General features: G+C 62.2%; 21 protein-coding genes and 2 pseudogenes. 10 read left to right on the top strand and 13 right to left on the bottom strand.

Annotated features, from left to right (window positions below):
• Positions 1-17 precede the first annotated feature (17 nt).
• Positions 18-935: a LysR substrate-binding domain-containing protein gene (locus IDM28_RS08885; RefSeq protein WP_188035735.1), complete on the bottom strand. Its 918-nt coding sequence runs from the start codon at positions 933-935 to the stop codon at positions 18-20.
• Positions 936-1,056: 121 nt separating this feature from the next.
• On the opposite strand from IDM28_RS08885, the gene IDM28_RS08880 reads away from it, so the two are divergent.
• The gene (locus tag IDM28_RS08880) at positions 1,057-2,376 is read left to right on the top strand and encodes a 2-hydroxycarboxylate transporter family protein (protein ID WP_188035734.1); all 1,320 of its coding nucleotides are present in this window, start codon (positions 1,057-1,059) and stop codon (positions 2,374-2,376) included.
• Positions 2,377-2,556: 180 nt separating this feature from the next.
• Here the strand turns inward: IDM28_RS08880 and IDM28_RS08875 are convergent, their stop codons facing one another.
• On the bottom strand, positions 2,557-3,156 hold the full coding sequence (locus IDM28_RS08875; RefSeq protein WP_188035733.1) for a TetR/AcrR family transcriptional regulator: 600 nt from the start codon (positions 3,154-3,156) through the stop codon (positions 2,557-2,559).
• A gap of 135 nt (positions 3,157-3,291) precedes the next feature.
• Between IDM28_RS08875 and IDM28_RS08870 the strand changes: the two genes are divergently transcribed.
• Positions 3,292-4,500, top strand: a complete 1,209-nt coding sequence (locus tag IDM28_RS08870) for an MFS transporter (protein ID WP_188035732.1) — start codon at positions 3,292-3,294, stop codon at positions 4,498-4,500.
• Between the two features lie 88 nt (positions 4,501-4,588).
• Here IDM28_RS08870 and IDM28_RS08865 read toward each other — a convergent pair whose 3' ends face one another.
• The 4 genes from IDM28_RS08865 to IDM28_RS08850 all read right to left on the bottom strand — a co-directional run bounded on the left by IDM28_RS08865 (position 4,589) and on the right by IDM28_RS08850 (position 8,935).
• On the bottom strand, positions 4,589-4,876 hold the full coding sequence (locus tag IDM28_RS08865; RefSeq protein WP_375139959.1) for a hypothetical protein: 288 nt from the start codon (positions 4,874-4,876) through the stop codon (positions 4,589-4,591).
• A 14-nt stretch (positions 4,877-4,890) separates the two neighbouring features.
• Complete coding sequence (locus IDM28_RS08860; protein ID WP_188035731.1) at positions 4,891-7,365, bottom strand: TonB-dependent siderophore receptor; 2,475 nt, start codon at positions 7,363-7,365, stop codon at positions 4,891-4,893.
• Positions 7,366-7,457: 92 nt separating this feature from the next.
• The gene (locus IDM28_RS08855; protein WP_150569556.1) at positions 7,458-8,417 is read right to left on the bottom strand and encodes a FecR domain-containing protein; all 960 of its coding nucleotides are present in this window, start codon (positions 8,415-8,417) and stop codon (positions 7,458-7,460) included.
• Positions 8,414-8,935 (bottom strand): sigma-70 family RNA polymerase sigma factor, encoded by a 522-nt coding sequence (locus IDM28_RS08850; protein WP_150569557.1) that lies wholly within the window; start codon positions 8,933-8,935, stop codon positions 8,414-8,416. Before IDM28_RS08850 ends, IDM28_RS08855 begins: the two co-directional genes overlap by 4 nt.
• Before the next feature lie 159 nt (positions 8,936-9,094).
• Here IDM28_RS08850 and IDM28_RS08845 point away from each other — a divergent pair, with 159 nt between their 5' ends.
• The 5 genes from IDM28_RS08845 (at position 9,095) to IDM28_RS08825 (ending at position 15,528) form a co-directional block, all read left to right on the top strand.
• Complete coding sequence (locus tag IDM28_RS08845) at positions 9,095-9,616, top strand: sigma-70 family RNA polymerase sigma factor (RefSeq protein ID WP_101322988.1); 522 nt, start codon at positions 9,095-9,097, stop codon at positions 9,614-9,616.
• Positions 9,613-10,584, top strand: coding sequence for a FecR domain-containing protein (locus IDM28_RS08840; RefSeq protein WP_316936995.1), 972 nt, complete (start codon positions 9,613-9,615; stop codon positions 10,582-10,584). The genes IDM28_RS08845 and IDM28_RS08840 overlap by 4 nt, the downstream gene beginning before the upstream one ends.
• Positions 10,585-10,721: 137 nt before the next feature.
• Positions 10,722-13,061 (top strand): TonB-dependent siderophore receptor, encoded by a 2,340-nt coding sequence (locus IDM28_RS08835; RefSeq protein ID WP_188035758.1) that lies wholly within the window; start codon positions 10,722-10,724, stop codon positions 13,059-13,061.
• 153 nt (positions 13,062-13,214) lie between these two features.
• Positions 13,215-14,030: a protein phosphatase 2C domain-containing protein gene (locus IDM28_RS08830; protein ID WP_188035730.1), complete on the top strand. Its 816-nt coding sequence runs from the start codon at positions 13,215-13,217 to the stop codon at positions 14,028-14,030.
• 139 nt (positions 14,031-14,169) lie between these two features.
• A complete protein-coding gene (locus IDM28_RS08825; protein ID WP_188035729.1) occupies positions 14,170-15,528 on the top strand; it encodes a hypothetical protein in 1,359 nt (452 codons plus the stop codon).
• A 62-nt stretch (positions 15,529-15,590) separates the two neighbouring features.
• Here IDM28_RS08825 and IDM28_RS08820 read toward each other — a convergent pair whose 3' ends face one another.
• From IDM28_RS08820 to IDM28_RS08810, 3 genes and pseudogenes are all read right to left on the bottom strand, one after another.
• Positions 15,591-16,760, bottom strand: coding sequence for a GGDEF domain-containing protein (locus tag IDM28_RS08820; RefSeq protein ID WP_188035728.1), 1,170 nt, complete (start codon positions 16,758-16,760; stop codon positions 15,591-15,593).
• A 75-nt stretch (positions 16,761-16,835) separates the two neighbouring features.
• A pseudogene (locus IDM28_RS08815) lies at positions 16,836-17,021 on the bottom strand (hypothetical protein); the annotation flags it as partial.
• Between the two features lie 26 nt (positions 17,022-17,047).
• Positions 17,048-17,932, bottom strand: a complete 885-nt coding sequence (locus tag IDM28_RS08810; protein WP_101318535.1) for a LysR substrate-binding domain-containing protein — start codon at positions 17,930-17,932, stop codon at positions 17,048-17,050.
• Between the two features lie 102 nt (positions 17,933-18,034).
• Between IDM28_RS08810 and IDM28_RS08805 the strand changes: the two genes are divergently transcribed.
• On the top strand, positions 18,035-18,991 hold the full coding sequence (locus IDM28_RS08805) for a DMT family transporter (protein WP_150569561.1): 957 nt from the start codon (positions 18,035-18,037) through the stop codon (positions 18,989-18,991).
• Here IDM28_RS08805 and IDM28_RS08800 read toward each other — a convergent pair.
• The 4 genes and pseudogenes from IDM28_RS08800 to IDM28_RS08785 all read right to left on the bottom strand — a co-directional run bounded on the left by IDM28_RS08800 (position 18,967) and on the right by IDM28_RS08785 (position 21,652).
• The gene (locus tag IDM28_RS08800) at positions 18,967-19,686 is read right to left on the bottom strand and encodes a DUF2063 domain-containing protein (protein ID WP_188035727.1); all 720 of its coding nucleotides are present in this window, start codon (positions 19,684-19,686) and stop codon (positions 18,967-18,969) included. The genes IDM28_RS08805 and IDM28_RS08800 overlap by 25 nt on opposite strands.
• Entirely contained in the window at positions 19,683-20,513 is an 831-nt protein-coding gene (locus IDM28_RS08795; RefSeq protein WP_188035726.1) for a DUF692 domain-containing protein, read from the bottom strand. Before IDM28_RS08795 ends, IDM28_RS08800 begins: the two co-directional genes overlap by 4 nt.
• Before the next feature lie 105 nt (positions 20,514-20,618).
• Positions 20,619-20,873: pseudogene (locus tag IDM28_RS08790) on the bottom strand (hypothetical protein); the annotation flags it as partial.
• A gap of 215 nt (positions 20,874-21,088) precedes the next feature.
• On the bottom strand, positions 21,089-21,652 hold the full coding sequence (locus IDM28_RS08785) for a DUF4174 domain-containing protein (RefSeq protein WP_101318527.1): 564 nt from the start codon (positions 21,650-21,652) through the stop codon (positions 21,089-21,091).
• Positions 21,653-21,938: 286 nt separating this feature from the next.
• On the opposite strand from IDM28_RS08785, the gene pvdM reads away from it, so the two are divergent.
• Together pvdM and IDM28_RS08775 are read left to right on the top strand one after the other, a co-directional pair.
• A complete protein-coding gene (gene pvdM, locus IDM28_RS08780) occupies positions 21,939-23,312 on the top strand; it encodes a pyoverdine-tailoring dipeptidase-like protein PvdM (RefSeq protein ID WP_150569565.1) in 1,374 nt (457 codons plus the stop codon).
• The gene (locus tag IDM28_RS08775) at positions 23,309-24,589 is read left to right on the top strand and encodes an aminotransferase class V-fold PLP-dependent enzyme (RefSeq protein ID WP_188035725.1); all 1,281 of its coding nucleotides are present in this window, start codon (positions 23,309-23,311) and stop codon (positions 24,587-24,589) included. Before pvdM ends, IDM28_RS08775 begins: the two co-directional genes overlap by 4 nt.
• Positions 24,590-24,677 lie beyond the last annotated feature (88 nt).

Raw genomic sequence — 24,677 nt, 5'->3', positions numbered from 1 at the left:
GCCACAGGCAGGCGGATTCAGTCGGCTCTGAGTCGACTGAACCACGCTTGCAGAAACTCGACGCAGGCCCTGAGCTTTCCCGACTCGGCCAATCGCGTCGGATATACCGCCCAGACGTTGGCACTCTGACTGTAGTCATGCAGCACTTGAACAAGCTGGCCTTGTTCAAGTAGCGGCTTGACGTCCCACATCGAACGCAACAGCAGCCCACGATGCTTCAGCGCCCATTGCAAGACGATCTCGCCGTTATTCGACGACAGCTGGCCGCTGACCCGCACCGCTACTTCTCTCTGGCCATTGCGCAAATGCCAGACGCCAAAACTGTTGTTGCGTTCTTTGAGCACCAGGCAATCATGCCCGGCCAGATCTTCGATGCTGGTTGGCGTACCCCGTTGCCGCAAGTACTCCGGCGTCGCGCAGATAATCCGCCGATTGGCCACTAGCTGGCGGCTGATGTGCTGCCCAGGGATGTCGTCGCCAACGCGGATTTCCAGATCGAAGCCTTCGCTGACAATGTCGACGACACGGTCGAAAACATCAAAACGAACCTCCAGATCCGGGTACGCCACTGCTAGTTCGGCAAGCGCTGGCGCTACGTAATTTCTGCCAAATCCAAAGCTGCTGCAGATGTGCAAGAGCCCCCTGGGCGCCTTGCGCACCTGGCTCAGTTCACCCACGAAATCGTCGATGTCGTTGAGGATTCTGGTCGCCCACTGCTGCGTACGGATACCCGCATCCGTCAGCGTCAAACGGCGCGTTGAACGATGGATGAGCTTGGTGCCGAGCGTGTCCTCGAGAATTTTGATGCGCTTGCTGACATAGGCGGGTGACTGCTGCAGCTCGGCCGCAGCACCCGCGAAGCTGGATTTGCGAATGACCGTAAGGAAGACCCGAAGGTCTTCCGGAAGCGGGGCTTCTTCATGAATCGTGTTCATAGCCTTTATGAAATCCTTATTTTTCCACGATTCGTTAAAGGATAGCATGCCTCACGCTTCGGAAAACCGTGGACCGAGGCCATTGGCTTTTCCTCACACAACAATAATCGAGGACTTCAGCATGACCTCCGCTACCCTTGCTTCGACTAAAAAAAGCCGCTTCAGCGCGCTCATGGAATACGAAATCGGGGTAATCCCGTTTCCTTATTTTCTGGGCATCGCACTGATCGTGTTCATGTCGGCACACTTCGGACTGTTACCCAAGAGCATGATCGGCGGCCTGGCCGTGATCATGACCCTGGGCATGCTGTTAGGCCAGATCGGCCAACGCCTGCCCATTCTCAGAGACATTGGCGGCGGCGCAATCCTGTGCCTGCTACTGCCCTCTGTGCTGGTGTATCACGGCTTCTTCGGCAGCAGCACGATCGACGCCACCAAGGTGTTGATGAAAGATGCCAACTTCCTCTATTTCGTGATTGCCAGCCTGGTTGTTGGCAGCATCCTCGGTATGAACCGCACAATCCTTGTACAAGGCATGATGCGAATGTTCATACCGCTGGTTGCCGGCACGGCTGCGGCAATTGCGGCGGGCATCCTGGTCGGCGTGGCATTCGGCTATAGCGTCCACCACACCCTGTTCTTCATCATCGTGCCGATCATTGGCGGCGGTATCGGTGAGGGTATCCTGCCGCTGTCCCTGGCCTACGCACATATCCTTGGTGGCACCCCTGAGCAATTCGTCGCGCAGCTGGTACCCGCCGCCGTGATCGGCAATATCGTTGCGATCATCTGCGCAGGTGTGCTCGCCCGACTGGCTACCCGTAAACCGCACTTGAGCGGCAATGGCATGTTGATCCGCGCCAAGGAAGAGAACGACAAGTTCAAGATCGATGACGAAGAAGATCAATCAATAGACTTCCGTTACATGGGTGCCGGCGTTCTGCTGATCTGCTCGTTCTTCGTCCTCGGCGGTTTGCTGGAGAAACTGGTGCACATCCCAGGCCCGGTGATGATGATCGTGGTAGCCGTCCTGTTCAAATACATGCGGGTACTGCCTGATCGCCTGGAAAAGGGCAGCAAGCGTTTTTACAAACTGGTATCCACGGTCTTTATCTGGCCGACCATGATCGGCCTGGGCATGCTCTATGTGCCACTTGAGAGCGTTGCCAGCGTATTCTCGGTCGGCTACGTGATGGTGTGCATTGCGGTGGTGGTGTCGATGGCAGTTGCCGGCTTCCTGGTAGGCAATCTGCTCAAGATGTACCCCATCGAATCGGCCATTGTCACTAGCTGCCACAGCGGCCTGGGCGGTACCGGTGATGTGGCTATCCTGTCAGCCTGCAACCGCATGTCACTGATGCCGTTTGCGCAGATTTCAACCCGGATTGGCGGCGCTGCGACGGTGATTGGCGCGACTATCCTGTTGGGGCTTTGGCACTGAGGGTGATCTCGCACTCAGCCCGCGAACCCTTTACTGCATGCCTGGGCACTTTTCAGCCCAGGCGCGCGCAGCCAGAGACAGTGAAGGCTGGATCACACTGGCAGCGCAAAGCCGCTGCCATAGATGACTCCGCCGTTCCTGGCCGGTCAGCCATTTGTATCCTAGAGCACTTTCAGGTGATTACAGAGGGTTATAAGGTTTGATAAGCAGCCCACGCAGCAGCAGCTCCAGCGCGGCCGTCGCACGCTCCAGCCGAGCAGTTGCCTGCACACCCTCTGCGATCCAGAACGCTGCCTCTGACAAGCTGCCATAGATCAACGATGCCAATGCTTCCGAGTCGGTCTCGGCTACTACCCCTTGCGCCATCAGTTCATCGATCAACCCCTTCATCGACTCGACACAGTGGCGCTGCGCCTCGGCCGAGGCAGGGCCCAGCACCGCCCGGGCATCACGCAGCAACAGGCGCTGGATTTCCGGCTCGAGGGCCATCTGCAGATAGGCCTGGCAGCGACCGCTGAAGCCTTCCCAGGGGTTCTCAGCGGAATCAGAAATGGCCTGCAGCCGTGCGTCCACCTCGCTGTCGACCTGCTCGACTACCGCCGCCAGCAGCCCTTTCTTGTCACCAAAGTGGTGATAGAGCGCGCCGCGGGTAAAGCCCGCCTGGGCGGTCAGGTCATCCATTGAAGTGTCGGCATAGCCACGCTCGGTGAACACCTTGCGCGCGGTGGCGAGCAAGGCTGCGCGGGTTTCTTCCATCTCGACACGGGTGCGACGAACCATCTGCGTTCTCCTGGCTACGGCCTGAATGATGATTTACATACGCAGCGTATGAATATACGATCGCTTTCATACACAGCGTATGTATTTTCCCTGCATGGGCAATGCACATGCAAGTCGGCATTTCAGGAGATCCCCATGGCCCCCACCTATCGAGCACTGTTCACCGCACCTGGCAGCACTGCTTTTACCGCCGCAGGCCTGCTGGCGCGGCTGCCTCTGCCAATGACCGGTATCGGCATCATCACCCTGTTATCCCAGCTCTACGGCAGTTATGCCCTGGCAGGCCTGGTCTCGGCGACCTTTGTGCTGACCTACGCCCTGCTCTCGCCGCAGCTATCGCGCCTGGTTGATCTGCATGGGCAACGCCGCGTGTTGCCGGTCGCGACCGCAATCAGCGTGGTCGGCCTGTTGATGCTGGCCGCCAGCGCCAGGTGGCAGGCGCCGAACTGGTGCTTGTTCATTGCAGCCTTGCTCGCGGGGTTCATGCCAAGCATGTCGGCAATGGTGCGGGCCCGCTGGACCGCCCTGTATCGCGGCCAGCCCTGCCTGCAAACGGCGTATTCGCTGGAAACGGTCTTTGACGAAGTGACGTTCATCCTCGGGCCACCGCTTGCGGTCGGCTTGTCTGTGGCGGTGTTTCCAGAAGCTGCGCTGTTGGTGAGCGCAAGCGTATTGGCGCTTGGCGTGACTGCGCTGCTGCTTCAACGTGCTACCGAGCCAGGCGTTGCTGCTGCCGATAATCTGGCTACACCATCATGCTCGGTCATCCGCCTCGGCAGCGTGCGTCTGCTGACGCTGTTGATGGTGTGCATGGGCATCATTGTCGGCACCGTCGATATCGCCAGCGTGGCATTCGCCGAGCAGCTTCAGCGCCCGGCAGCTGCGAGCGTGGTCCTGGCCGCATATGCGCTCGGCTCCTGCGCGTCCGGCTTGCTGTTTGGCGTTTTGCAGACGAACGTTGCGCTGCATCGACAGTTGCTCATCGGTGCAGCCGCTACTGCCGTAACCACGCTGCCGCTGATGCTTGCGGGCAGCATCCCTGCCCTGGCGGCCGCAGTACTGGTGGCGGGCCTGTGCTTCGCACCCACCATGATTGTGGCGATGACCCTGATCGAGCGGTTGGTCCCTGAACAGCAAGTGACCGAGGGCATGACCTGGCTGCTGGCTGGGCTGAATGTTGGCGTGGCTATGGGCGCCGCGGGTGCCGGACGAATCGTTGACGGCGCGGGTGTCCACGCTGGATTTGCCTTGGCCCTGGGGGCCGCCTGTGCAGTGCTGCTGGTGGCACTGCAGGCATCGCGAAAGCTGCACAGCCAGCAAACGGCTGCGCTGATGGCTGAGTGAACGGTTCGCGCCACCTAACTGGCGCGCCTTGATAACAGACCGTTGGATGGTTGGGGGCTGCCGCGCAGCCCCCATGTCGAAATCCGGATCACTCCAACAGCGCTAGCAACCGCCCCGCCAGCTCAGCCGCATCCTGCTGATAATCCTTACCCCAGCGCACCGACCAGTCTCCAGGTCGCCCCTGCTCATCCCACTCGGCCAATGCCAGCGCATTGACGATCTCAAGTTCAAACCACAGCGCCTGCCAGGCATCGCTGTCCTTGACCAGCGCAGCGTCCTGCCAGAGAAACTCCGTGGCCGCGACGAAAGCCGACCAGGCATAAATATCCTGCGCCGCGCGACCACCTAGCGCTAGCCAATAGGCCCGATCCATCAACGCAGTCTCCTTGATCAAAAGCTCGCCTTCACCGACGCCATGAAGTTGCGCGGCTCACCGTAGTAGTTGCCGAACGCCTCGGTGCCGATGGTTGCATAGTAACGCTTGTCGAACAGGTTATTGGCGTTCAGTGCCAGCGACCAGGTGTCATCGATGCGGTAACCGATCCGTCCATTCCAGACCACGTAACCTGCCTGGGTGATTTTCTCGCCGCTGGCAGGCGACAGGCGGAAATTGTCACTTTGCGCATTCACCCCTGCCCCAACCGTGAAGCGCTCGAGCGCCCCGCCCAAGGCATATTCACCCCACATCCGCAGTACATGCCGCGGCACATAGCTGTTGAACGCTGCGCCGTTGAGGCTGGCATCGATGTCGTCGAGGGTCTTGGTCTGGGTGTAGGTGTAGCCCGCCATCAGTTGCAGGCGCTCGATGACTTCGCCGCTGATTTCAGCCTCGAAACCCTGCGCACGAACCTTACCGGCGTTGACATAGCAATAGCCGTCGGAAGACGGGCATGACGAAAAGTAATCCGTCTGCGCCTGGTCCTTTTGGAGGGTGCGGAACAGGTTGAACGCGCTGTTGAGGCGACCGTCGAACCAGGCGCCCTTGATCCCCAACTCGTAACTCTGGCCTACCAACGGTTTGAGCGCCGATCCGGCTTCATCGCGGTAATTGCCTTGCGGGGTGAAGATATCCGAGTAGCTGGCGTAGGCCGTCAGGTTGTCATTGAGGTCCAGCAGTACGCCGGCAAACGGGGTCACCTGGCCGGTCTCGCGGCTGCGCGAATGCTGTGGGGCAACGCCGTTGAGGAACTCCGAATCGGTCTCTGAGCTGTACCAACTGACCCGTCCACCGACCACCAGCGTCAGCGGATCGGCCAGTTTCAGGCGCAGCGTCGAGTACACGCCTTTCTGTTTGGTAACCGATTTGACCGGGCCACCGCGCGACGCATTGTCGATGAAGTAGCTGTCATCCGGCTCAGGGATATTCTTGTCAGGGTTGAATACATTCTGTCGTTGCGGCAGAAACGCGACCGAATAGAAGTCGTCCTTGTCGGCGCGGCTCGCATTGGCGCCGAACACCAACTCGTGCTGCCGGCCAAACGCTGCGAACTTGCCATCGACATAGGCATCCAGACCATAGTCGACCTGGTCGTAGTCATACATGCTGCCGAGCATACCGGTGGTGTCGACGCCGGGGGTAACAGCGCCGGAGGCGAAAGCGTATTTGATATCCTGGGTGTTTTTTGAATGGACGCTGGCGACCTTGAGCTGCCAGTCATCATTGAACTGGTGCTTGAGGTCACTGAATACGGTAGTGCGTTGGCTGCGCCAGGTATTCCACGAAGGGTCCAGGCAGGTCGAGCGGCTCAGCTTTAGGTCACTGCGATCGCGATAGCGCGGCAAGCCACCCCAGCATGGATTGGCGTCGACGTCTTCATAGGCGACACCGAGGCCCAGGGTAGTGTCAGGGCCGAGATCGAAATCGAGTGCGCCGTAATAGACCTGATCCTTGCGGCTGGCGTCATCGGTGAAGTAGTGCCGGCTCTGCTGCGCGATCACCGCCCTGCCGCGAAGCGTGCCGGACGCATTCAGCGGGCCGCCCGTGTCGACCTGTCCACGGTAATTGTCCCAACTGCCGCCCGACAGGGTGACATCGGTGTGGGCAGCGGCCAGGCCACGCTTGCGCACAAAGTTGACGCCACCGGCGGTGCCGCCCGCGCCTTTCATCATGCCGGCGGCGCCGCGCAGGACTTCGACCCGGTCGTAATAGGCCATGTCACTGCTAAAGCTGTCGGCCTGCACGTACAGGTTGCCCATGTCCAGCGGCACGCCGTCGTACTGGTACTGGCCCGACATGCGGAAACCGCGAGAGTAGAAGTATTTTCCACCCATGGTCGAGTCATACACGGTGATGCCCGGAGTCTTTTCCATGACTTGGTCGATGGTGTTGAGATTCTGGTCATCGAGCAGCTTGCGGGTCATCACCGTGACCGACTGCGGTGTTTCCTTGAGCGAGTGCTCACCCTTGCCGATGGTGACCGCGCCGGTAGTATACGAGCCGCTGTTCTCGGTAGTGGCGCCAAGCAACTGGCCGTTGATGGTGGTGGCGCCCAGCTCCATTGCCGAACCAGTAGCGGGCGCAGCACGCAGCACATAGGTGCCGTCAGCCTGCGCTTCGGCCTGCAGGCCGCTGCCGGCAAGAATCCGCGCAAAACCTTCGCCAATGCTGAACTGCCCATTGAGCCCTGGCGACTGCAGCCCGGCTGTTTGCCGGCCATCAAAAGAGATCGCAGCACCCGCTGCGCTGGCGAAGCGGCCGAGTACCTCGGTCAGGCTGCCCGGGCCAATCGCGAACGCCCGCGCCGCGCCTTGCTCCTGCGCCGGAGCGGCGACTGTTGCCGTCGACCATACACTGGCCATGCTTGCGGCCAACAAACCAGCCCTGACTGCGGTCGCCAGACGACCCCGTTTGTGCATTGCAGACATGCCTACCCTCCCCCTGAACATTGCTCAATAAAACGTATTGGGGGATGAGCCGAACGGCGTCGGTAAAAAGTGCACATGCCTGCGAATTTTTTTCAATGGGCCACGGCCGCTGCCGAGACATGCACCCAGTAGCGGCTGAAGCGCGTGACCCGCAGCGACAGGCCACTTTCCAGTGCGGTAAGGGCAAGGTCGGTGTCATCGACCGGGAACGCTCCGGAGACCTTCATCCGGGCAATCTGCGGATCGCAACGCAGCACGCCGCGGCGATAACGCGACAGATCCGCCAACAGCTCAGCCAACGGCCGCTCCACGGCAATGATGCTGCCCTGCTGCCAGGCGCCCACGGAGGCATCACTGCGCTGCACAGCCCCCGACGATCGTTTATTGAAGTCCAGCCGCTGCCCCGCTTCGACCCGAATGGCTGCGCCAGCGCTGGCCGTGCGGACCTCTACCGCCTTCTCGATTACGGCGACCTCGGCGTTCTGCTCGTGAGTGCGAACGATGAAGCGCGTGCCCAGCGCCAGTACCTCGCCGTGACGGGTGTGGATTTTGAACGGCCGCTGCGCAGCGTCAGGGGCCGTGCTGATCAGAATCTCGCCCTGCAACAAATCAAGCAGACGCTGGCTGCCGTCGTACCTCACGTTGACTGCCGAATCGGTGTTCAGCCACAGGCTGCTGCCATCCGCCAACTGAAACTGGCGACGCTCACCAACCGTGGTCCGAAAATCGGCAAACAGCTGCTGCGGCGTATCACTGCGCCAGCTCAGCCAACCCAGTGACGCAGCAGGCACCAGGATCATGACGCTGCGCAGCACCTGTCGGCGCGAGCGCTCGAGGCCACGCAATGCCGGTGCCGCCACCGCACCTGGCACGCTGGCCATCTGCTCGGCAACGGCAGTCATGCGCTGCCAGGCCTGCAGGTGAACAGGATCGGCCACCAGCCAAGCGTTCCAGGCCGCCCGCTCGGCGTCGGTAGCGACCCCTGATTGCAGCGCTGCGTACCAGCGCGCTGCGGCGCTGATCGCTTGCCGTTCAGCGAGGGTCAGGCTCATGCCAGCTGCATCTGGATCTGCATCAAGCAGCAGTGCTCCATGGCCTTGGCCATATGCTTGTTGACGCTGCGCAGGCTGATACCCAACTGCGCGGCGATCTGTGGGTAACTCAGGCCGTCGAACTGCGACAGGATCAGCACCTGTTTGACCTTGGGCCCCAGGCCTTGCAGCAAGCGGTCGATCTCGACCAACGCCTGCAGCATGATCGCCTGCTCTTCCGGAGACGGCTGCAGCGCTTCAGGCAGGGTGGCCAGTGCCTGCAGGTAGGACTGTTCGAGCGAACGGCGCCGAAACAGGTCGATCAGCAAACCGTTGGCGATCCTCGACAAGTACGGCCGCGGCTCGCGGATCTCCAAGGCGCTGCGCGCCTTGAGCACGCGCACGAAGGTGTCCTGGGTCAGATCGGCGGCATCGAAAGCATTGCCCAGGCGCTGGCGCAACCAGCGATTGAGCCAGCCGTGATGCTCGCAGTACAGGTCATTGACGGCGGTGTGCAGGGACGCATCATTGGCGGACATGGCAATAGAACGTTTCGCGAGTGGTAATGACTCTTATTGTCGTGCGGTGGCCAGTAGCTTTGCAATAGCCAACCGATTCGCACCTGTTGCGCATCGCCCCGAGCCGTATATATGATAAGCATTATCGTTTGCGACACTTCCCATCGGCGCCTGCAGATCATGCTCCCATCCTCCCAACCTGCCCTGTGCAACGTGGCTGTGCTCTACCGTCAGCAACACAGCTGGTTGACGGGCTGGCTGCGGCAACGCCTGAGTTGCTCGCACAGCGCAGCGGATCTGGCCCAGGACACCTTCATGCGCCTGCTGGCCAAAGAGCAGCTGCCAGCGCTGCACGCACCGCGGACCTTTCTCGCCAAGGTGGCGCAGAGCGTGCTGTGCAACCATTACCGCCGGCAGAAAATCGAACGCGCCTATCTCGAAGCGCTGGCGGCAATGCCCGAGCTGGTTGCGCCAAGCCTGGAAACCCAGGCAATCCTGCTCGAAACCTTGATCGCCCTCGATGCCATGCTCGAAAGCCTCGAGCGGCCGGTGCGCCAGGCGTTTCTGCTGTCGCAGGTCGATGGCCTCGGCCACGCCGAGATTGCCGACCGGCTCAAGCTATCGGTAACTACCATCAAGCGCTACATCATCAAAGCCAGCGCGCGGTGCATCGTCCTCGATGACAGCCTGGACCTGCCGTGACCAGCAGCACGTCGCCGATTACCGCGGAAATAGCCGAGCAGGCCATGCACTGGCATTTCGAGTTGCAGGAACCTGAGGTCAGCCCGGCCACCCTCGCCGCGTGGATGGCCTGGAGGCAGGCGCAGCCGATGCATGAACATGCCTGGCAACGCGCCGAAGCATTCGCCCAGCGCATGGGCGACCTGCGTAATCCGGGCCAGCGCCGTCTGGCCCAGGCGGCGCTGCGCCCAGGCTCGTCGCGACGCAGTGTGCTCAAGCAACTGAGCGTGTTGATGGCCGCCGGCGCCAGTTCCTGGTACATGAAGGACACAGCGCTGGTGCAAGACTTCAGCGCCGATTATCACAGCCGGGTCGGCGAACAACGGCGCATCAGCCTGGCCGATGACACTGAGCTGCAATTGAACACTGACACGGCGGTCAACGTCGCCACCGAACAGAACCAGCGGCGGATACAACTGCTGCGCGGCGAGCTGCTGATCACCCGTAGCAACGCCGGCGCCCGGCGCATGCTGTCGGTACACACCGCTCAGGGCCGGCTTGAAGCGCAACTGGGGCAGTTCAGCGTCAGGCAACGCGCAGGCGTTACTCAGATCAGCGTCTACCGCGGCACGCTGGTGCTCAGCCCTGCCCTGCTGGCGCAGCCGCCGATCACTCTGCAAGCCGGCGAGCGGGCCAGCTTTGCCGAAACCGGCGTAGTCAGCCGGCAACCTGAACCGCTCGCCGCCCCTGCCTGGAGCCAGGGCATGCTGGTCGCTCAAAACCAGCCACTGGCAGAATTCATCGCTGAACTGAGCCGTTACCGCCGCGGCCATCTGGCCTGTGATCCCGCTTTGGCCAGGCTACGTGTATCCGGCACCTTCCCGCTGGCCGACACCGACAAGGTCATCCTCGCCGTGGCCAACACCCTGCAGCTTGAGGTCGAGCATTTCACCCGATACTGGGTGACATTGAAGCCACGCATCGTCTGACGCAAAAAAATCTGCGCAAGGGTGGTCCCTTTTTGATTCTCGCGAGACTTAACCCCCAGACAATCCATTCAATCGGGGAACAACGCGTGAATCTCAAGCATAAACTGGCCGGCGCCGTGGTCCAGGCCATCACCTGCATGACCGCCACCGCACCGCTGCTGATGCTGCCCACCTGGGCCAGCGCCGCCGAGCAGGCCCAGGCCGACTTCGACATCCCGGCCGGCCCGCTCGCGCCAGCCCTGAGCCGCTTTGGCCAGGCCGCCCATATTCTGCTGAGCTACCCCAGCACCCTCACCGACGGGCGCAGCACCGCCGGCCTGCACGGCAACTTCGACGTTGACCAGGGCCTGGCCATACTGCTTGCCGGCAGTGGCCTGGAGGCCAGCCGCAGTGCCAACGGCAACTACACCCTGCAAGCCAGCAGCAGCGGCGCGATGGAGCTGAGCGCGGTATCCATCTCCGGCAAAGCCCCCGGCTCGACCACCGAAGGCACCGGCCTCTACACCACCTATTCGTCAAGCAGCTCGACCCGCCTCAACCTGACCCCGCAGGAAACCCCGCAGTCGCTCACCGTGATGACCCGCCAGCGCCTCGATGACCAGCGCCTGACCAACCTCACCGATGCCCTCGAGGCCACCCCCGGCATCATCGTCGTGCGCGACGGCCTCGGCGCCGAGAGCGACTCGTACTGGTCACGCGGCTTTGCCATCCAGAACTACGAGGTCGACGGCGTGCCCACCAACACTCGTCTGGACAACTACTCGCAGAGCATGGCGATGTACGACCGCGTCGAAATCGTCCGCGGCGCCACCGGTTTGATCAGCGGCATGGGCAACCCGTCGGCGACCATCAACCTGATCCGCAAGCGCCCGACAGCCGATGCGCAGGCCAGCATCACCGGCGAGGCCGGCACCTGGGACCGCTACGGCACAGGCTTCGACGTCTCGGGCCCGCTGACCGACGCGGGCAACATCCGCGGCCGCTTCGTCGCCGACTACAAGACCGAGAAGGCCTGGATCGACCGCTACTCTTCGCAGTCGCAGCTGATCTACGGCATCACCGAGTTCGACCTGACTGAAGACACCCTGCTGACCCTGGGCTTCAGCTACCTGCGCAGCGACGTCGACTCGCCGCTGCGCTCGGGCCTGCCGTCGCGCTTCAGCACCGGCCAGCGCACCAGCCTCAAACGCTCGCTCAACGCCGCCCCGGACTGGTCCTACAACGACCACGAGCAAACCAGTTTCTTCACCTCCATCGAACAGCAACTGGGCAACGGCTGGAGCGGCAAGATCGAGCTGACACACGCCGAAAACAAGTTCGACGAAGTGTTCAACTTCGCCATGGGCGACTTGAATACCGACGGCAGCGGCCTGTCGCAACTGCCCGTGCGCTTCTCCGGCACGCCACGCCAGGACAACCTCGATGTCTACGCCACCGGGCCCTTCAGCCTGTTCGGCCGCGAGCACGAGCTGATCACCGGTATGACCTTGTCCCAGTACAAGGAAAGCGTGCCCGGCTGGGGCGGTTGGGGCTATGACTATGCCGGCTCGCCTGCCGGCGCGATCGACAACCTGTTTGACTGGGACGGCAACTCGGCCAAGCCCAACTTCACTGAAAGCGGCAAGTCGTCGATCGATGAAGACCAGTACGCGGCCTACCTGACCTCGCGCTTCAGCGTCAGCGAAGACCTCAGCCTGATCCTCGGCAGCCGCCTGATCGACTGGCAGCGCGACACCTCGGAGCGCCCTTACGGCGGCGCCGAGACCGAGGTCAAGCGCAAAGAGAGCGGCGTGTTCATCCCGTATGCCGGGGTGGTCTACGACCTTGATCAGACCTGGTCGCTGTATGCCAGCTACACCAAGATCTTCAACCCGCAAGCGTCGTGGGTGACCGACGAAGGCAACAACCCGCTCGACCCGATGGAAGGCGTCGGCTACGAGATCGGCATCAAAGGCTCGCACCTCGACGGCAAGCTCAACTCAAGCCTTGCGCTGTTCAAGCTGGAGCAGGACAACCTTGCCATCTGGCAGCACGACAACGTCTACAGCGCCGAGCAGGACACCACATCCAAGGGCATCGAGCTGGAACTGAACGGCGAACTGGCCGAAGGCTGGCAGGCGTCCGCCGGCTATGCCTATTCGGTGACCACCGATGCCGATGATCAACGCATCAATACCAACCTGCCGCGCAACAGCGTGAAGACCTTCACCAGCTACCGGCTGCACGGGCCGCTGAACAAACTGACGATTGGCGGCGGGGTGAACTGGCAGAGCAAGGTTGGCGCTGACTTGCACACCTTCAGCCAGAGCAGCTATGCGGTTACCAACCTGATGGCTCGCTACGACATCAGCCGCAACCTCAGTGCTGCGCTGAACATCAATAACGTGTTCGATCGCGAGTATTACAGCCAGTCCGGGTTGTATAGCGTGTACGGCGCGCCGCGCAATCTGATGACCAGTTTCAAGTACAGCTTCTGAGGTTGGCCTGGGGACTCAACCCCCACCTACTGCCCTACTCGAATGCGACCAGGGTCATCAGGTATGCTGGAACCCGCCCGCGAGCTGAACGAACCCGCGGGCCAATACCCGGTCCAACCCCTCCCAGCCACTCGCCAAGAAGACCGATCGACCATGCACCTCGACTTTATCCAGAGCCTGAGCCTGGCCGGCAAGCCAGACGTCGCCAACGACGACCGCATTGGCAGCGCAGACCTGCACGCGTGGGTGATCGATGGCGCCACCGACCTCGGCCCGCCTGGCCTGCTCGGCCAACGCGGCGGCGCAGCATGGCTGGCGGCGGCCGCGCAGCGGGCTTTTGCGGGTGCTGAAGGTAACTTGGAGCAGGTGTGTGAATCGGTTTTCGAGCACGTTGCCCGTGACTACGAACGCCAGCGTCAGCGCCTTCCGCTCGCGACCTGGGAACTGCCCCGGGCCTCGTTCGCGGCGGTAGCGCTCGAAGGCGATCAGTTGAGCTGCAGCTTTCTCGGCGACTGCGCAGTGCTGCACCGCAGTGCGCAAGGCATTGCCTTCCTCACCCCCGCGCCAGACCGCCAGGCTGAAAGCGCCGAAGCCGCAGCCCTGGGCCCGGGCACTGGCGCCCATGGCGTACGCACACCGGCCATCATCGCTGACCGCAGGCTGGCGCGGGAGCGGCCCAAGGCAGTCCTCAGCGTAGATGTCCAGGCCGCCCGCGCTGCCCTGCGCTACACCCGCACGCCAGTGGCAGCGGGCGACGACCTGGTCCTGATGAGCGACGGTTTCAGCGCGTTGCTGGACAGCTACGCGGCCTTCACTCCCGCTGACTTCATCGCCCATCTGCTGCACCACGGCCTGGCGGATCTGGCACTGCAGCTACGTCGGATCGAAAAGGAGGATGCCGCCTGCCTGCGTTACCCCCGATTCAAAGCCAGTGACGATGCCTCCGCCATCTGGCTCCGGGTAAGCTGAAGCCCCCAACGGCAATGCTTGGGAAACGCCCTACAAACGCTTAGGAAGGATCGGCCCTCTTGGCTCTTCCCAGGCTAAATCGATGCGCCGCATGATCCTCCCTCACACCAAGGCGATGTTTCCGAGGGAGAAATCAGGTTTGTCGGACTATCAAAACAAGCTGCGCCACTTGAGCGCTGAACAGGTCGAAAAGCTCTACCAGGAATACCTCGGTGGCGCCAAAAACGCCGCTCTGATTCAGCGCTATAACCTCGACCTTGCACCCAACTGTCTGATCAAGAGCTTTCCGCCGATCGCGTCGCCGGACGTGACCTGCCCTTACTGCGCCGTGCCGATGTATGAGCGACGCAGGGGCAAGACGGCGACCAGCTGGAATCTTGATCCAGCCTTCTGCAAGGGCTGCGATCATCGTCACTACCCGCCTGGCCGGACCCGCCTGCTGCGTTATTGCACCTGCGCGCCCTGCAAGGCATCACTAATGGCCCAGCAAAAGCAACAAACCCTGGAGCGTCGTCAGCGGATTCGAACACAGTGGTCGCTGGATGATATCCCCGGCGTGCCGCTCGCCTCGCTGGACTTCACCAGCAAAGTGCAACTGCTGGCCTTGCTCATGACCCATGCAGACCAGGCCAACCAGCGCCTGGCGCCCTTGGCCGAGTTGCGCGGCGATGCCCGCCTCACACCCACGCAGGACATGGACAGCGCGTTGTTGCAGACGCTGCGCGAGCGCAAAGTGCTGGTGATCGATCCAGGTTCAGCCGTGGATGCCTTCAGCACCGGCTCGGCACTGGTACCGCGGCTGGACAAAGTGTGCTGGATCGTCAATGTCTACCTGACCGGCCCGGAGCGGGCGAGCCTGACGCAACTGCAGCAGGCGTTGCTCGATGACTTGTCACAGGGGCCGCTGGCGGCCTGGCATGGCGAGATCGTCGAAGTACTCCACCGCTTGGCTGTGGAAGAGGTGTATGCCTACATCCTCAGCCGAGCGGCCGATCACGGCCTGCCGTTCGATGCGTGGAAAAAATCCCGTGAGGTGGCCGCGCAGCTCCTGTTACACCTGCCCATACGCAGTATCTGGTCGCTGACCAATACGGCCATTCGCGGCGCGCTGGCGTTTGCCGCGCAGTGTCAGGTAAACAAACACATCGCCTCCAATACCATCCCCGGGCGGATGCTCGCGCTTGGCCAGCGTGCGGTCGACGAGCGCTGGCCGTTTCGTTGGCCCGGCTACGAGGTGAAGGCACCGCGGTCAGGCTTCAGCCAAGTCCTGCATGGCGTGGTACTGAAACTGGATGACCATGGCCTGGAACAGACCTTGTTTGCCTACATCAGCCAATTGCCCACGCCTGGCGGCGCAGCGGCCGCGTCCGCAGGCGGCACCAGGCTGCACTGCGTAAGCTGCGGTTCAGCGGCTGTGCATGCGCAAGCCAACCAGATTGAAACTGTAGTCAACTGCAAAGACTGCATGGCTCGCACGGTAATCATCAACGCGCAGTGACAGCTTTTCGTCGAGACCGCCCGTAACCCGCTCCATCGCAGTCAATTAGTTGGCAGCTGTGCTCAATCGGCCACCGGAGTGCCCAGGGTCAAATCAACCAGACTAATGCTGTTGCGCCCTGCCCGCTTGGTTTCATAAAGCGCTTTGTCACCCTGCTCGATCAACGCTGTGAGACTACTGGGCGGCTGATCGAACAAGCTGGCACCAATGCTCAAGGTTACCGCCGCAGGTGTTGCATAAGAGCCTGAGGTCAGTAGCTGGAACTGCTGGCGCAGGCTGTCGCCCAGCTGGTTGACCCGTTCACGACTGGTGTTGCCAAGCAAGATGATGAACTCGTCGCCGCCCAACCGGGCAGCCAGCGCATGGGCAGGCACCAACCCACGAATCATCTCGCTCAGCGCCACCAGCAGGCGATCGCCGGCAGCGTGGCCGAACAGGTCGTTGACCATCTTGAAGTTGTCGATATCGATGATCAACAGCGCCCCCGGGCGCGCGGCGCCGACCTGAGCCAGCAGGCGCGGCGCCCGCACCTCCAGAGCACGCCGGTTGTACATTGCGGTCAGCGGGTCGCGCGCGGCCAGGCGGGCGATCTGCTGTTCGCGGCGATAGCGCTCGGTGCCGGTCATCGACAATGCGATCAGCATGATCGCCATTGCCCCTTCAACCAGCGAAATCTGGATGATCTCGCCACGGAACGCCGCCAGGTCAATCAACGTGCCGGGCATCAATGGCGGGATCATCTTGGCCAGGTAGAACAGCCCGTGCAGCAGCAGCACAAAGCGCAACTGCACCGCACCCACGCTCAGCGACAGCCCATGCGGGCGCAGCAGCGAGCTGGCTTTGAGCGTCGTGACCGCCACCAGCAGCGAGTTGGCCAGCAGCATCAGCTTTGACCATTCAGGCCCGTCTGGCAGCAGCAACAGTGCCGTCCAGATGACAAAAATCGAATACCAGCCCCGTGACAGGCGAGTTTCGGTGAAGCGCGCCACCCCCAGCAGGAACAAAAAGTGCGCCGTAACCAGCAGGCCATTGGCGAACCAGATGCCGATCAACAGCATTCCCTGCAAACGCATCAACGACAGTACGCAGCCGACGGTAATGGTGGCGAAGCCTGCGCTCCAATACAGCAATGAAGATTCACGCACGGTGCGCCACTCGACCGCCAGGTACAGCGCCGCAGCGGCGGCAAGGGCTATCGAGATGGTCAACATCGTTGGGGGGTCGAGCGCCATGGATTGACGGGCCTGTATGCAGAAGTGATGAAATGGCACGGTGTAAACCGCTCTGCGCGACCCTGCGCGGTATGCCTAGCGCACGATTTCCGTCGTGGCGATTTGTTCATGCATCATCCGCACCAAAACGCAATTGTCCAGTGGTCTGCTCAATAAAAACCCTTGTACTTCAGGGCACTGGTCATCCAGCTCCTTGAGCGCGGTCATGGTCTGCAACGCGCCCTCGATGTCGTTGAGCATGACGTTCTCGGTGATCGCAACTGACGACCGGGGCTCTGGGCGGCGCTTCACTGCCCGGTCAGAAAGCTCACCAACAGCCGTCCATGCGAGCTGAGGCCTTCCCAGCTGCGAAAGCACACCCTGAGCTCCAGCGTGGCCCAACGCTCCTGCAGTGGCAGCCAGCGCACGGCCAACTCCTGCTCGGCGCGCACGGCAGCGGTCTGCGGCACGATGGCAATGCCGGCGTGTTGCGCGACCAACTGCGCTATCGCCTCGAAGCTGGGCGCCCTGACCCGCACCTTCAATGGCATGGCCAGGTTCATCGCCAGCTCCTCGACAAAGCGTTGCATGGCGCGTTCGGCCGGCAGGCAGACAAAAGCAAAATCCAGCGCGTCGACCAGCCGCAACGGGCCGCGCTCGGCCAGCGCATGCTCGGCGGGCACCAGCAGCACAAGCCGTTCGGTACGAAACGGCAGCGACACCACACCGTCATTGACCAGGTTGCCGTCATACACGCCGATTTCGCACTCGCCGGCCAGCACCACGCGCAGTACATCGATGCTTTTGTGCTCGACCAACTGCAGATCGACCTGCGGGTAGTCCGCCAGGAACGGCCCCAGCACCGCCGGCAGCAAGGTGCTGTTGGTCACCGTCGACGCGGCCAGATGCAGGGTGATTCGGCGTTGCCCGGCCAGTTCGTGCAGGGTCGCCTGCAGCTTGCTTGCCTCGCCGAGCACACCACGGGCAGCTTCCAGCACCAGCCGCCCGGAGGGCGTCAGTTGCATACCGTCGGCGCGGCGGTTGAACAAGGTCAAACCGCTGCGTTGCTCGAACAGACGCAGGCGGTTGCTGGCAGCCGAGACGGCTACCGGAAAGGTAGCCGCGGCTTTACTCAGGCTTCCGCTGCTGGCGATCGCCGCGATCAGGCGCAGATCAGCAAGGTCGAAGTGCATCAGGTCTTCTCCAAAAACGAAAGCCTTTTTCGCTAAATAGCGATTCTACAGTGCGCCGCGTTATGCGCAGAATAAACCTTACCAATTGTTTCCGGATTCGCCATGTCTCGCTTACACGCCATGCTCAAACGCCAGATCGACAACGGCAGCCTGTTTGCAGTGCTCGCGGCACTGGGCTTCAGCTTCAAGGCGATCTTCGTCAAACTCGCCTACGCCGCAGCTGCGGTAGATGCAATCACCCTGCTGGCGATGCGCATGGCGTTGGCCCTGCCGCTGTTTGTCTGGTTGCTGTGGCTCAGCCAACGCCAGGGTGGCGAACGGTTGACGGTGGCCGATGGGCTGCGGGTGGCAGTGTTGGGGCTGCTTGGGTACTACCTGGCCAGCTGGTTCGACTTTTATGGCTTGCAGTACATCAGCGCGGGGCTTGAGCGGCTGATCCTGTTCACCTACCCCACCTTGGTACTGCTTATCCAGGCCGTCGCCCTGCGTGAACGGCCCACCTTGCGCACGATGGCGGCGATGGGGCTTTGCTATCTCGGCCTGGGCATCGCATTCGTGCACGATGTCAGCAGTGCCAGCGCAGGCCAGCAGATCATTGTCGGCTCGTTGTGGGTGTTCGCCAGCGCGGTCACTTACGCGATGTATTACTGCGGCACCGGCATGCTGCTCAAGCGCATGGGCTCTATGCGCCTGGCCGGGTTGTGCGGCACGGCTTCAAGTTTGATGGTGTTGGCCCACTACCTGCTGGTGGCGGATGTAAGCCAGCTGGCGCAGTTGCCGGCTGCGGTGTGGGCCAATGCCGGACTGATGGCAGTATTCTCCACGGTGCTGCCGATCTACTGGCTGGCCCTGGCGATTCAGCGCCTGGGGCCTACCCAGACGGCGGCTGTCGGCAACCTCGGCCCGGTACTGACGGTGCTGGCGTCGTGGGCGATTCTCAGTGAGCAGATTTCACTGTATCAAGTGGCGGGCATGGCACTGGTGCTGTTGGGAGTCACCCGGTTGAAGCCGCCGGCGAAGAAATCCGCCGAGGCTCAGGCCGAGGCACCCGCCAGGTAATTTGCGGCGATGACAAGCTGCTGCGCGTGCAGGTCTTCGAGCAGCGCCAAGCCCTGCGCCTGAACCTGCTCGTCGCCCAGCGCCTGCAAGCGCTGCCGTCCGCTGCCGCTGAGCCCGGCCAGTAACTGGTAGGCCCGAGGGGTGAGTCGGGCGAAACGCACCTGCAGGTGCTGATTGCGATAAACCAGCAACAAGGTTGGCGATGCAGGTGGCGCTGAAAGCTGAAAGCCGGGGCCGATCCGATCGACCGGCCAGCGGTACGCCAGGATCCGCGCCAGGCACGACAGTGTTGGCTCGCCCTCCAGCAAATCGGCTGTATCCAGCTGGGTGAAGGCCTCATCAGCGCTCAGGAAAAGCTGCGCTTCAATCCATTCGTAATGGGCCAGTTCCAGTTGCCACGGGGCGTCCAGATCAGCCTCGTGCAGGTACTCGATGAATGCCCCGCCGACCTCGGTAAACAGCGGCGTCTGGCTACGGTAAGCGGCATAGAAATCATGCACTCTCGCGTGCCAGACCAGCTCGCCCAGGGTTGCTCGCATCACTGGGAAACTGGCTGCCAGCAGCCCTTCGATGCTGTTGTAGAACAGCTCGCGATAGACCCGCAGGCGCCGAGCCTCGATATCGCCCGGCGGCGGGTTGCGCACGGGGTCGCGCACGTAGTTGGCCATCTGCAATTGCTGCTGATGCAGGTTCATGCTGCACGCCTCCCGCGGGCTTGTTGCGCCATTGCAATGCGCGCCGTTTCGGCCAGAAGCTCGGCCAATGGCGGGTAGTTGAAATCGCGTTCAAGAACCGTCGGCTGCACGCCAAAGCGCTCGCAGGCCACTGCGTAAAGGTCCCAGACGTGCTCTTTCACCGGCGCGCCGTGAGTGTCGACCTTGAGGTCGGGGGCTTCGTCATAGTGACCCGCCACGTGCATGGCAGTGACCCGCTCGCGGGGCAAACCGTGAAGAAAGTCGACGGGGTCATAGCGATGATTGCAGGCATTGACGTAGACATTGTTGATATCCAGCAGCAGATCGCAGTCAGCCTCGTCCAGTACCGCGCGGATAAACGCCAGTTCGCTCATGGCCTGGTAAGGCGCGGCATAGTAGCTGATGTTTTCGACCGCGATTCGCCTGCCCAACTGGTCCTGAGCCTGGCGAATGCGCCCGGCGACGTGGCGCACGGCTTCATCGGTGAAGGGTATCGGTAACAGGTCGTAGAGGTGACCGTCATCGCTGCAATAGCTGAGGTGTTCGCTATAGTGTCGGACCTCAAAGCGATCCAGAAACTGCCGGGTGCTGGTCAGCAGGGTCCGGTCCAGCGGTGCGATGCCGCCGAGTGACAGCGATAGCCCATGGCAACTGATGGCAAAGCGTTCAGCCAGCTGGGCCAGGCTGCGGCCATGGCTGCCACCGACACCGATCCAGTTTTCCGGGGCGCACTCGAGAAAGTCTACCGCCCCCAGGGGCATCGTCAGCAATTCGGGTAACAGGCCGCGACGGAGGCCTAGGCCGGTGCGCAGATGCGGGTTGTTCATGCTTGGTACTCCGGGCAAGTGCCGCAGGCCTGATCCATACCGAGGATCGAGGCCTGCGGACGTTGGCGGTCAGGACTTGGCTTTGCCTGCCTGTTTCTCGCTGGCACCGCATTTGCCCTCACCGCACTTGCCTTCGGCCTTGCCGGCTTTGGCCTCACCGCCGCATTTGCCTTCGGCTTTGCCAGCCTTCTCACTGCCGCCGCACTTGCCTTCGCCGCATTTGCCTTCCGCGTCGGTCTTGGCGGCGGCCAGCTGATAACCCTGGCTCATCGGTTCGACGGCGAAGGCGCTATTGCCCAGCAACAGGCTGCCGACGACAGCAGCGCCAAGCAGGCCAAGGGTGTTTTTCGACTGTTTCATGGTGGTGCTCCACTTGCGGTTGGTAGTGGAGCCATTGAGCCGCAGTGGTGTGTCGGTGATGTATCGGCACTGCGGTGCTTTTGTATGGGAGTGGGTCAGGAATAGGTGTGGATACAGAGTGATACACGCGGGCGGGTGGACCGCTACGCAATCCTTTCCGGCCGGCTGGCGTCCGGGGAGACCGCTTGGTGCCGCGTGTATACCTTTATTCGCGCTCAATCCTCCAGCGGCTTGGGTGGCGCCGCTGGCTTGGCCGGCTTGGCAGGCTTGACGTTCTTGGCCTCCTTACCCTTGGGCTCCGGAGCAGCTGCCGCAACCGGCGCCGCAACCGCTGCAGCCTTCTCGCTGGCAGGCAACTCGTCCACCGCCTTGAAGATCACCTGCGGATCAAGCTTGTCGCCGCTGTCGTCATCCTTCAACACATGAAACTCGCCATCCTTGCCCACCAGAATGACCTTGGTGCCTTTGCTCGCACCAAGTTTCAGTTCACGAATCAGGGCCATGGTGGTCTGCTGCTCAAGGTTTTTCCCTTCGCGCGTACCCGCTAGGCCAGCAACGCTGTAGAGCACCAGCTGACGCTCTTCAAAGGCCTTTTTGGTCGCCGATTCATTCAGTGCCTCGTTAAGGCCACGCAAGGTCGGGTCAGCTGGGCTGGGGGCAATCACCACCAACGGCCTGGCCTTGCCCAGCTCCTTTGCCAACGGCGCATCGCTGTCGGCGGCAAGCAAAGGGCCAGCTACGGCTAGCAACGTGGCGAGGGTCAATGACCGGACAAGCATGCACATCTCCTTATTCTCTCGATGAAACAAAGACTACAGATCGGGGAGAAAGATCCTGTCGGCGAGCCTAAACCAAGTCATCCAACACCCGCTTGGCTCAAGCGTAACTGCCGATTTCCAATACCTTCGCAGATCAGGACGACAGCACCTACGGAAAATGCCTACGCCCTGTTTGAGCATAGCCGATTGCCGCCAGGCGATTAATTTTTCCCCGTGGCCACACGTCCTTCCCCTCATAGCGTGTGGCTTGAGCCACGCCCGGTTACCACCCTGATCCGAGATGGCAATGAACATACGATTGCGCAACAAGGCGCTGTACCTGGGCCTGCCCCTGCTGCTGGCGCTGGGTGGCGGCGGCTACCTGGCCTGGGACCACTGGAGCAACCGCGGCTACCCCGCCGAGGTGACCCAGCAGGCGGACGCGCTGCATGAATACATGCTCACCTTTGACAGCCATATCAGCCTGCCGCTGGACTACGCCAGCGCCGGCAACGAGTTCGATAAAGACGGCGCGGGCCAGTTCGATCTGGTCAAGCTCAACCGCGGTCGGCTGTCCGGTGCCGCGCTGAACCTGTTTGGCTGGCCAGAGATGTGGAACGGCGACAATGCGCCGCACAAGCCAACCGCCGCCTTTGTCGATGAAGCGCGCCACCAGCAGGAAGTGCGCTACCGGATCATCACCGGCCTGGTCCGCGACTTTCCCAATCAGGTCGCCATCGCCTACAGCCCCGACGACTTCCGCCGTCTGCACGGCGAAGGCAAGTTCGTGATCTTTCTGAGCATGCTCAATGCCTACCCACTGGGTAATGACATCGATCTGCTCGACACCTGGGCTGCGCGCGGCATGCGCATGTTCGGCTTCAGCTATATCGGCAACAATGCCTGGGCCGACTCATCGCGGCCGATGCCGTTTTTCAACGACACCCCAAATGCCCTCGGCGGCCTGTCGGCAATTGGCAAGCAGGCCGTGCAGCGGCTCAATGACCTGGGCGTGATCATCGATGTGTCGCAGATGTCGACTCCAGCGCTGGAGCAGGTCGCCCAGCTCAGCCGCGCACCGCTGGTAGCGTCGCATTCAGCGCCGCGGGCGTTGGTGGACATCCCGCGCAACCTCAGCGACCGCGAGCTGCAGTTGATCAAGGACAGTGGCGGTGTGGTCCAGGTGGTAGCGTTCTCGCAATACCTCAAACCACTGACCCAGGGCACCCGCGACAAACTCAACGCGCTGCGCCAGCGCTTCGACCTGCCGCCCCTGCAAGACCTGGCCATGGCCCTGATGCCTGGCGACCCGATCATTGCCGGCTGGCCCGAGCAGCGCTTCGGCGAGTACGCAGGCGCGCTGTACGGCATTCTCGAAGACGAGCCCAAGGCCACGTTGCAGGATTTTGTCGCGGCCATCGACTACACGGTGGCCAAGGTCGGCATCGATCACGTCGGCATCAGCTCGGACTTCAATGAAGGCGGCGGTGTGCAAGGCTGGGACAACGTCGGCGAGGTCCGCAACGTCACAGCCGAGCTGATCGCCCGCGGTTACTCCGAGGCCGATATCGCCAAGCTCTGGGGCGGCAACTTCATGCGCGTCTGGGCGCAGGTGCAAAAAGCGGCGCAACCGGTCGCCAGCCTGCAATCGGCCAGCTCTGTCGTGGAGGCACAGCCATGAACCCGCGGCGGACCTTTCTCAAGCAGGCCGGGGTGCTCGCCGCCACGTTGCCGCTGGGCCAATACGCGCTGGCCACGGCTGCTGAAAATCCTGCGACCAGCGCCAGCGGCGACAAATGGCGTGACCTGCAGCAGCTGTTCGAGCAGGACCCTAGCTACCTGCACCTGTCCAACTTCCTGGTCACCTCGCAGCCGCGCCCAGTCCGCGAGGCAATCGCCCGCTACCGCGCGCAGATCGACCGCAATCCGGCCCTGGCAATGGACTGGGACCTGCAGGAAACCTGGAAGCGCGAGGGCCAGGTCCGCCGCGCCGCCGCTGAATACCTGAAGGTGAGCCCGGCCCAGATCGCCCTCACCGGCAGCACCACCGAAGGCCTGGCGATGGTCTACGGCGGCATTCATGTACGCCCGGATCAAGAGATCCTGACCACCGTGCACGAGCACTATTCAGCCGAGACCAGCCTCGACCTGCGCACCCGCAAGCAAGGCACCCAGGTGCGCCGCATCACCCTGATCAAAGACCCGGCGCTGGTCAGCGAAGACGAAATTCTCGGCAATATCCGCCAGGCCATCCGCCCGCAGACACGCGTGCTGGGCATGACCTGGGTACAGTCGGGCAGCGGCGTCAAGCTGCCGGTTGCGCGTATCGGCGCGCTGGTGCGCGAGGCCAACCGCGACCGCGCCGAACAGGACCGCATCCTGTATGTGATCGACGGCGTGCATGGCCTTGGCGTGGAAGACCTCGACGTGCCGAGCATGGACTGCGACTTCTTCATCGCCGGCACTCATAAATGGTTGTTCGGCCCACGTGGCACCGGCATCGTCTGCGCCCGCAGCGCCAAGGTCGAACACCTGACGCCAATGGTGCCAACCTTCTCCGAAGACACCGACTTTGCCACCACCTTTACCCCCGGTGGCTACCACGCATTCGAGCACCGCTGGGCGCTGGATGAAGCCTTCAAGTTGCACCTGCAATTGGGCAAGGCCGACATCCAGGCGCGCATCCATCAACTCAACAGCTACCTCAAGCAGCAACTGTCGACGGTGCGAGGGGTCGAGCTGGTAACCCCCCGCAGCCCGACGCTTTCCGCCGGTTTCTGCTTCTTCCGGGTCAAGGATCGCGACTGCGACGAGGTCGCCGCCTACCTGCAGAAAAACAAAGCCATGGTCGATGCGGTGTACCGCGATGTCGGCCCGGTGATCCGCACCGCGCCGGGCCTGCTCAACGACGAAGCCCAGCTCGAGCGCTTTGTCGCCCTGCTGCGCAAAACGGTGTAACCCATGTATTCGCCAACGAGAATTGCCATGTCCCAACCCACCTCGCGCCCTACCCTCGCCCGCCTGCACGGACTGACCCTGGCGCTCG

It is taken from the genome of Pseudomonas sp. EZ-C24, from assembly GCF_014525325.1.
Classification (GTDB): Bacteria; Pseudomonadota; Gammaproteobacteria; order Pseudomonadales; family Pseudomonadaceae; genus Aquipseudomonas; species Aquipseudomonas shirazensis.
This window is presented reverse-complemented; position numbering and strand designations above follow the sequence as displayed.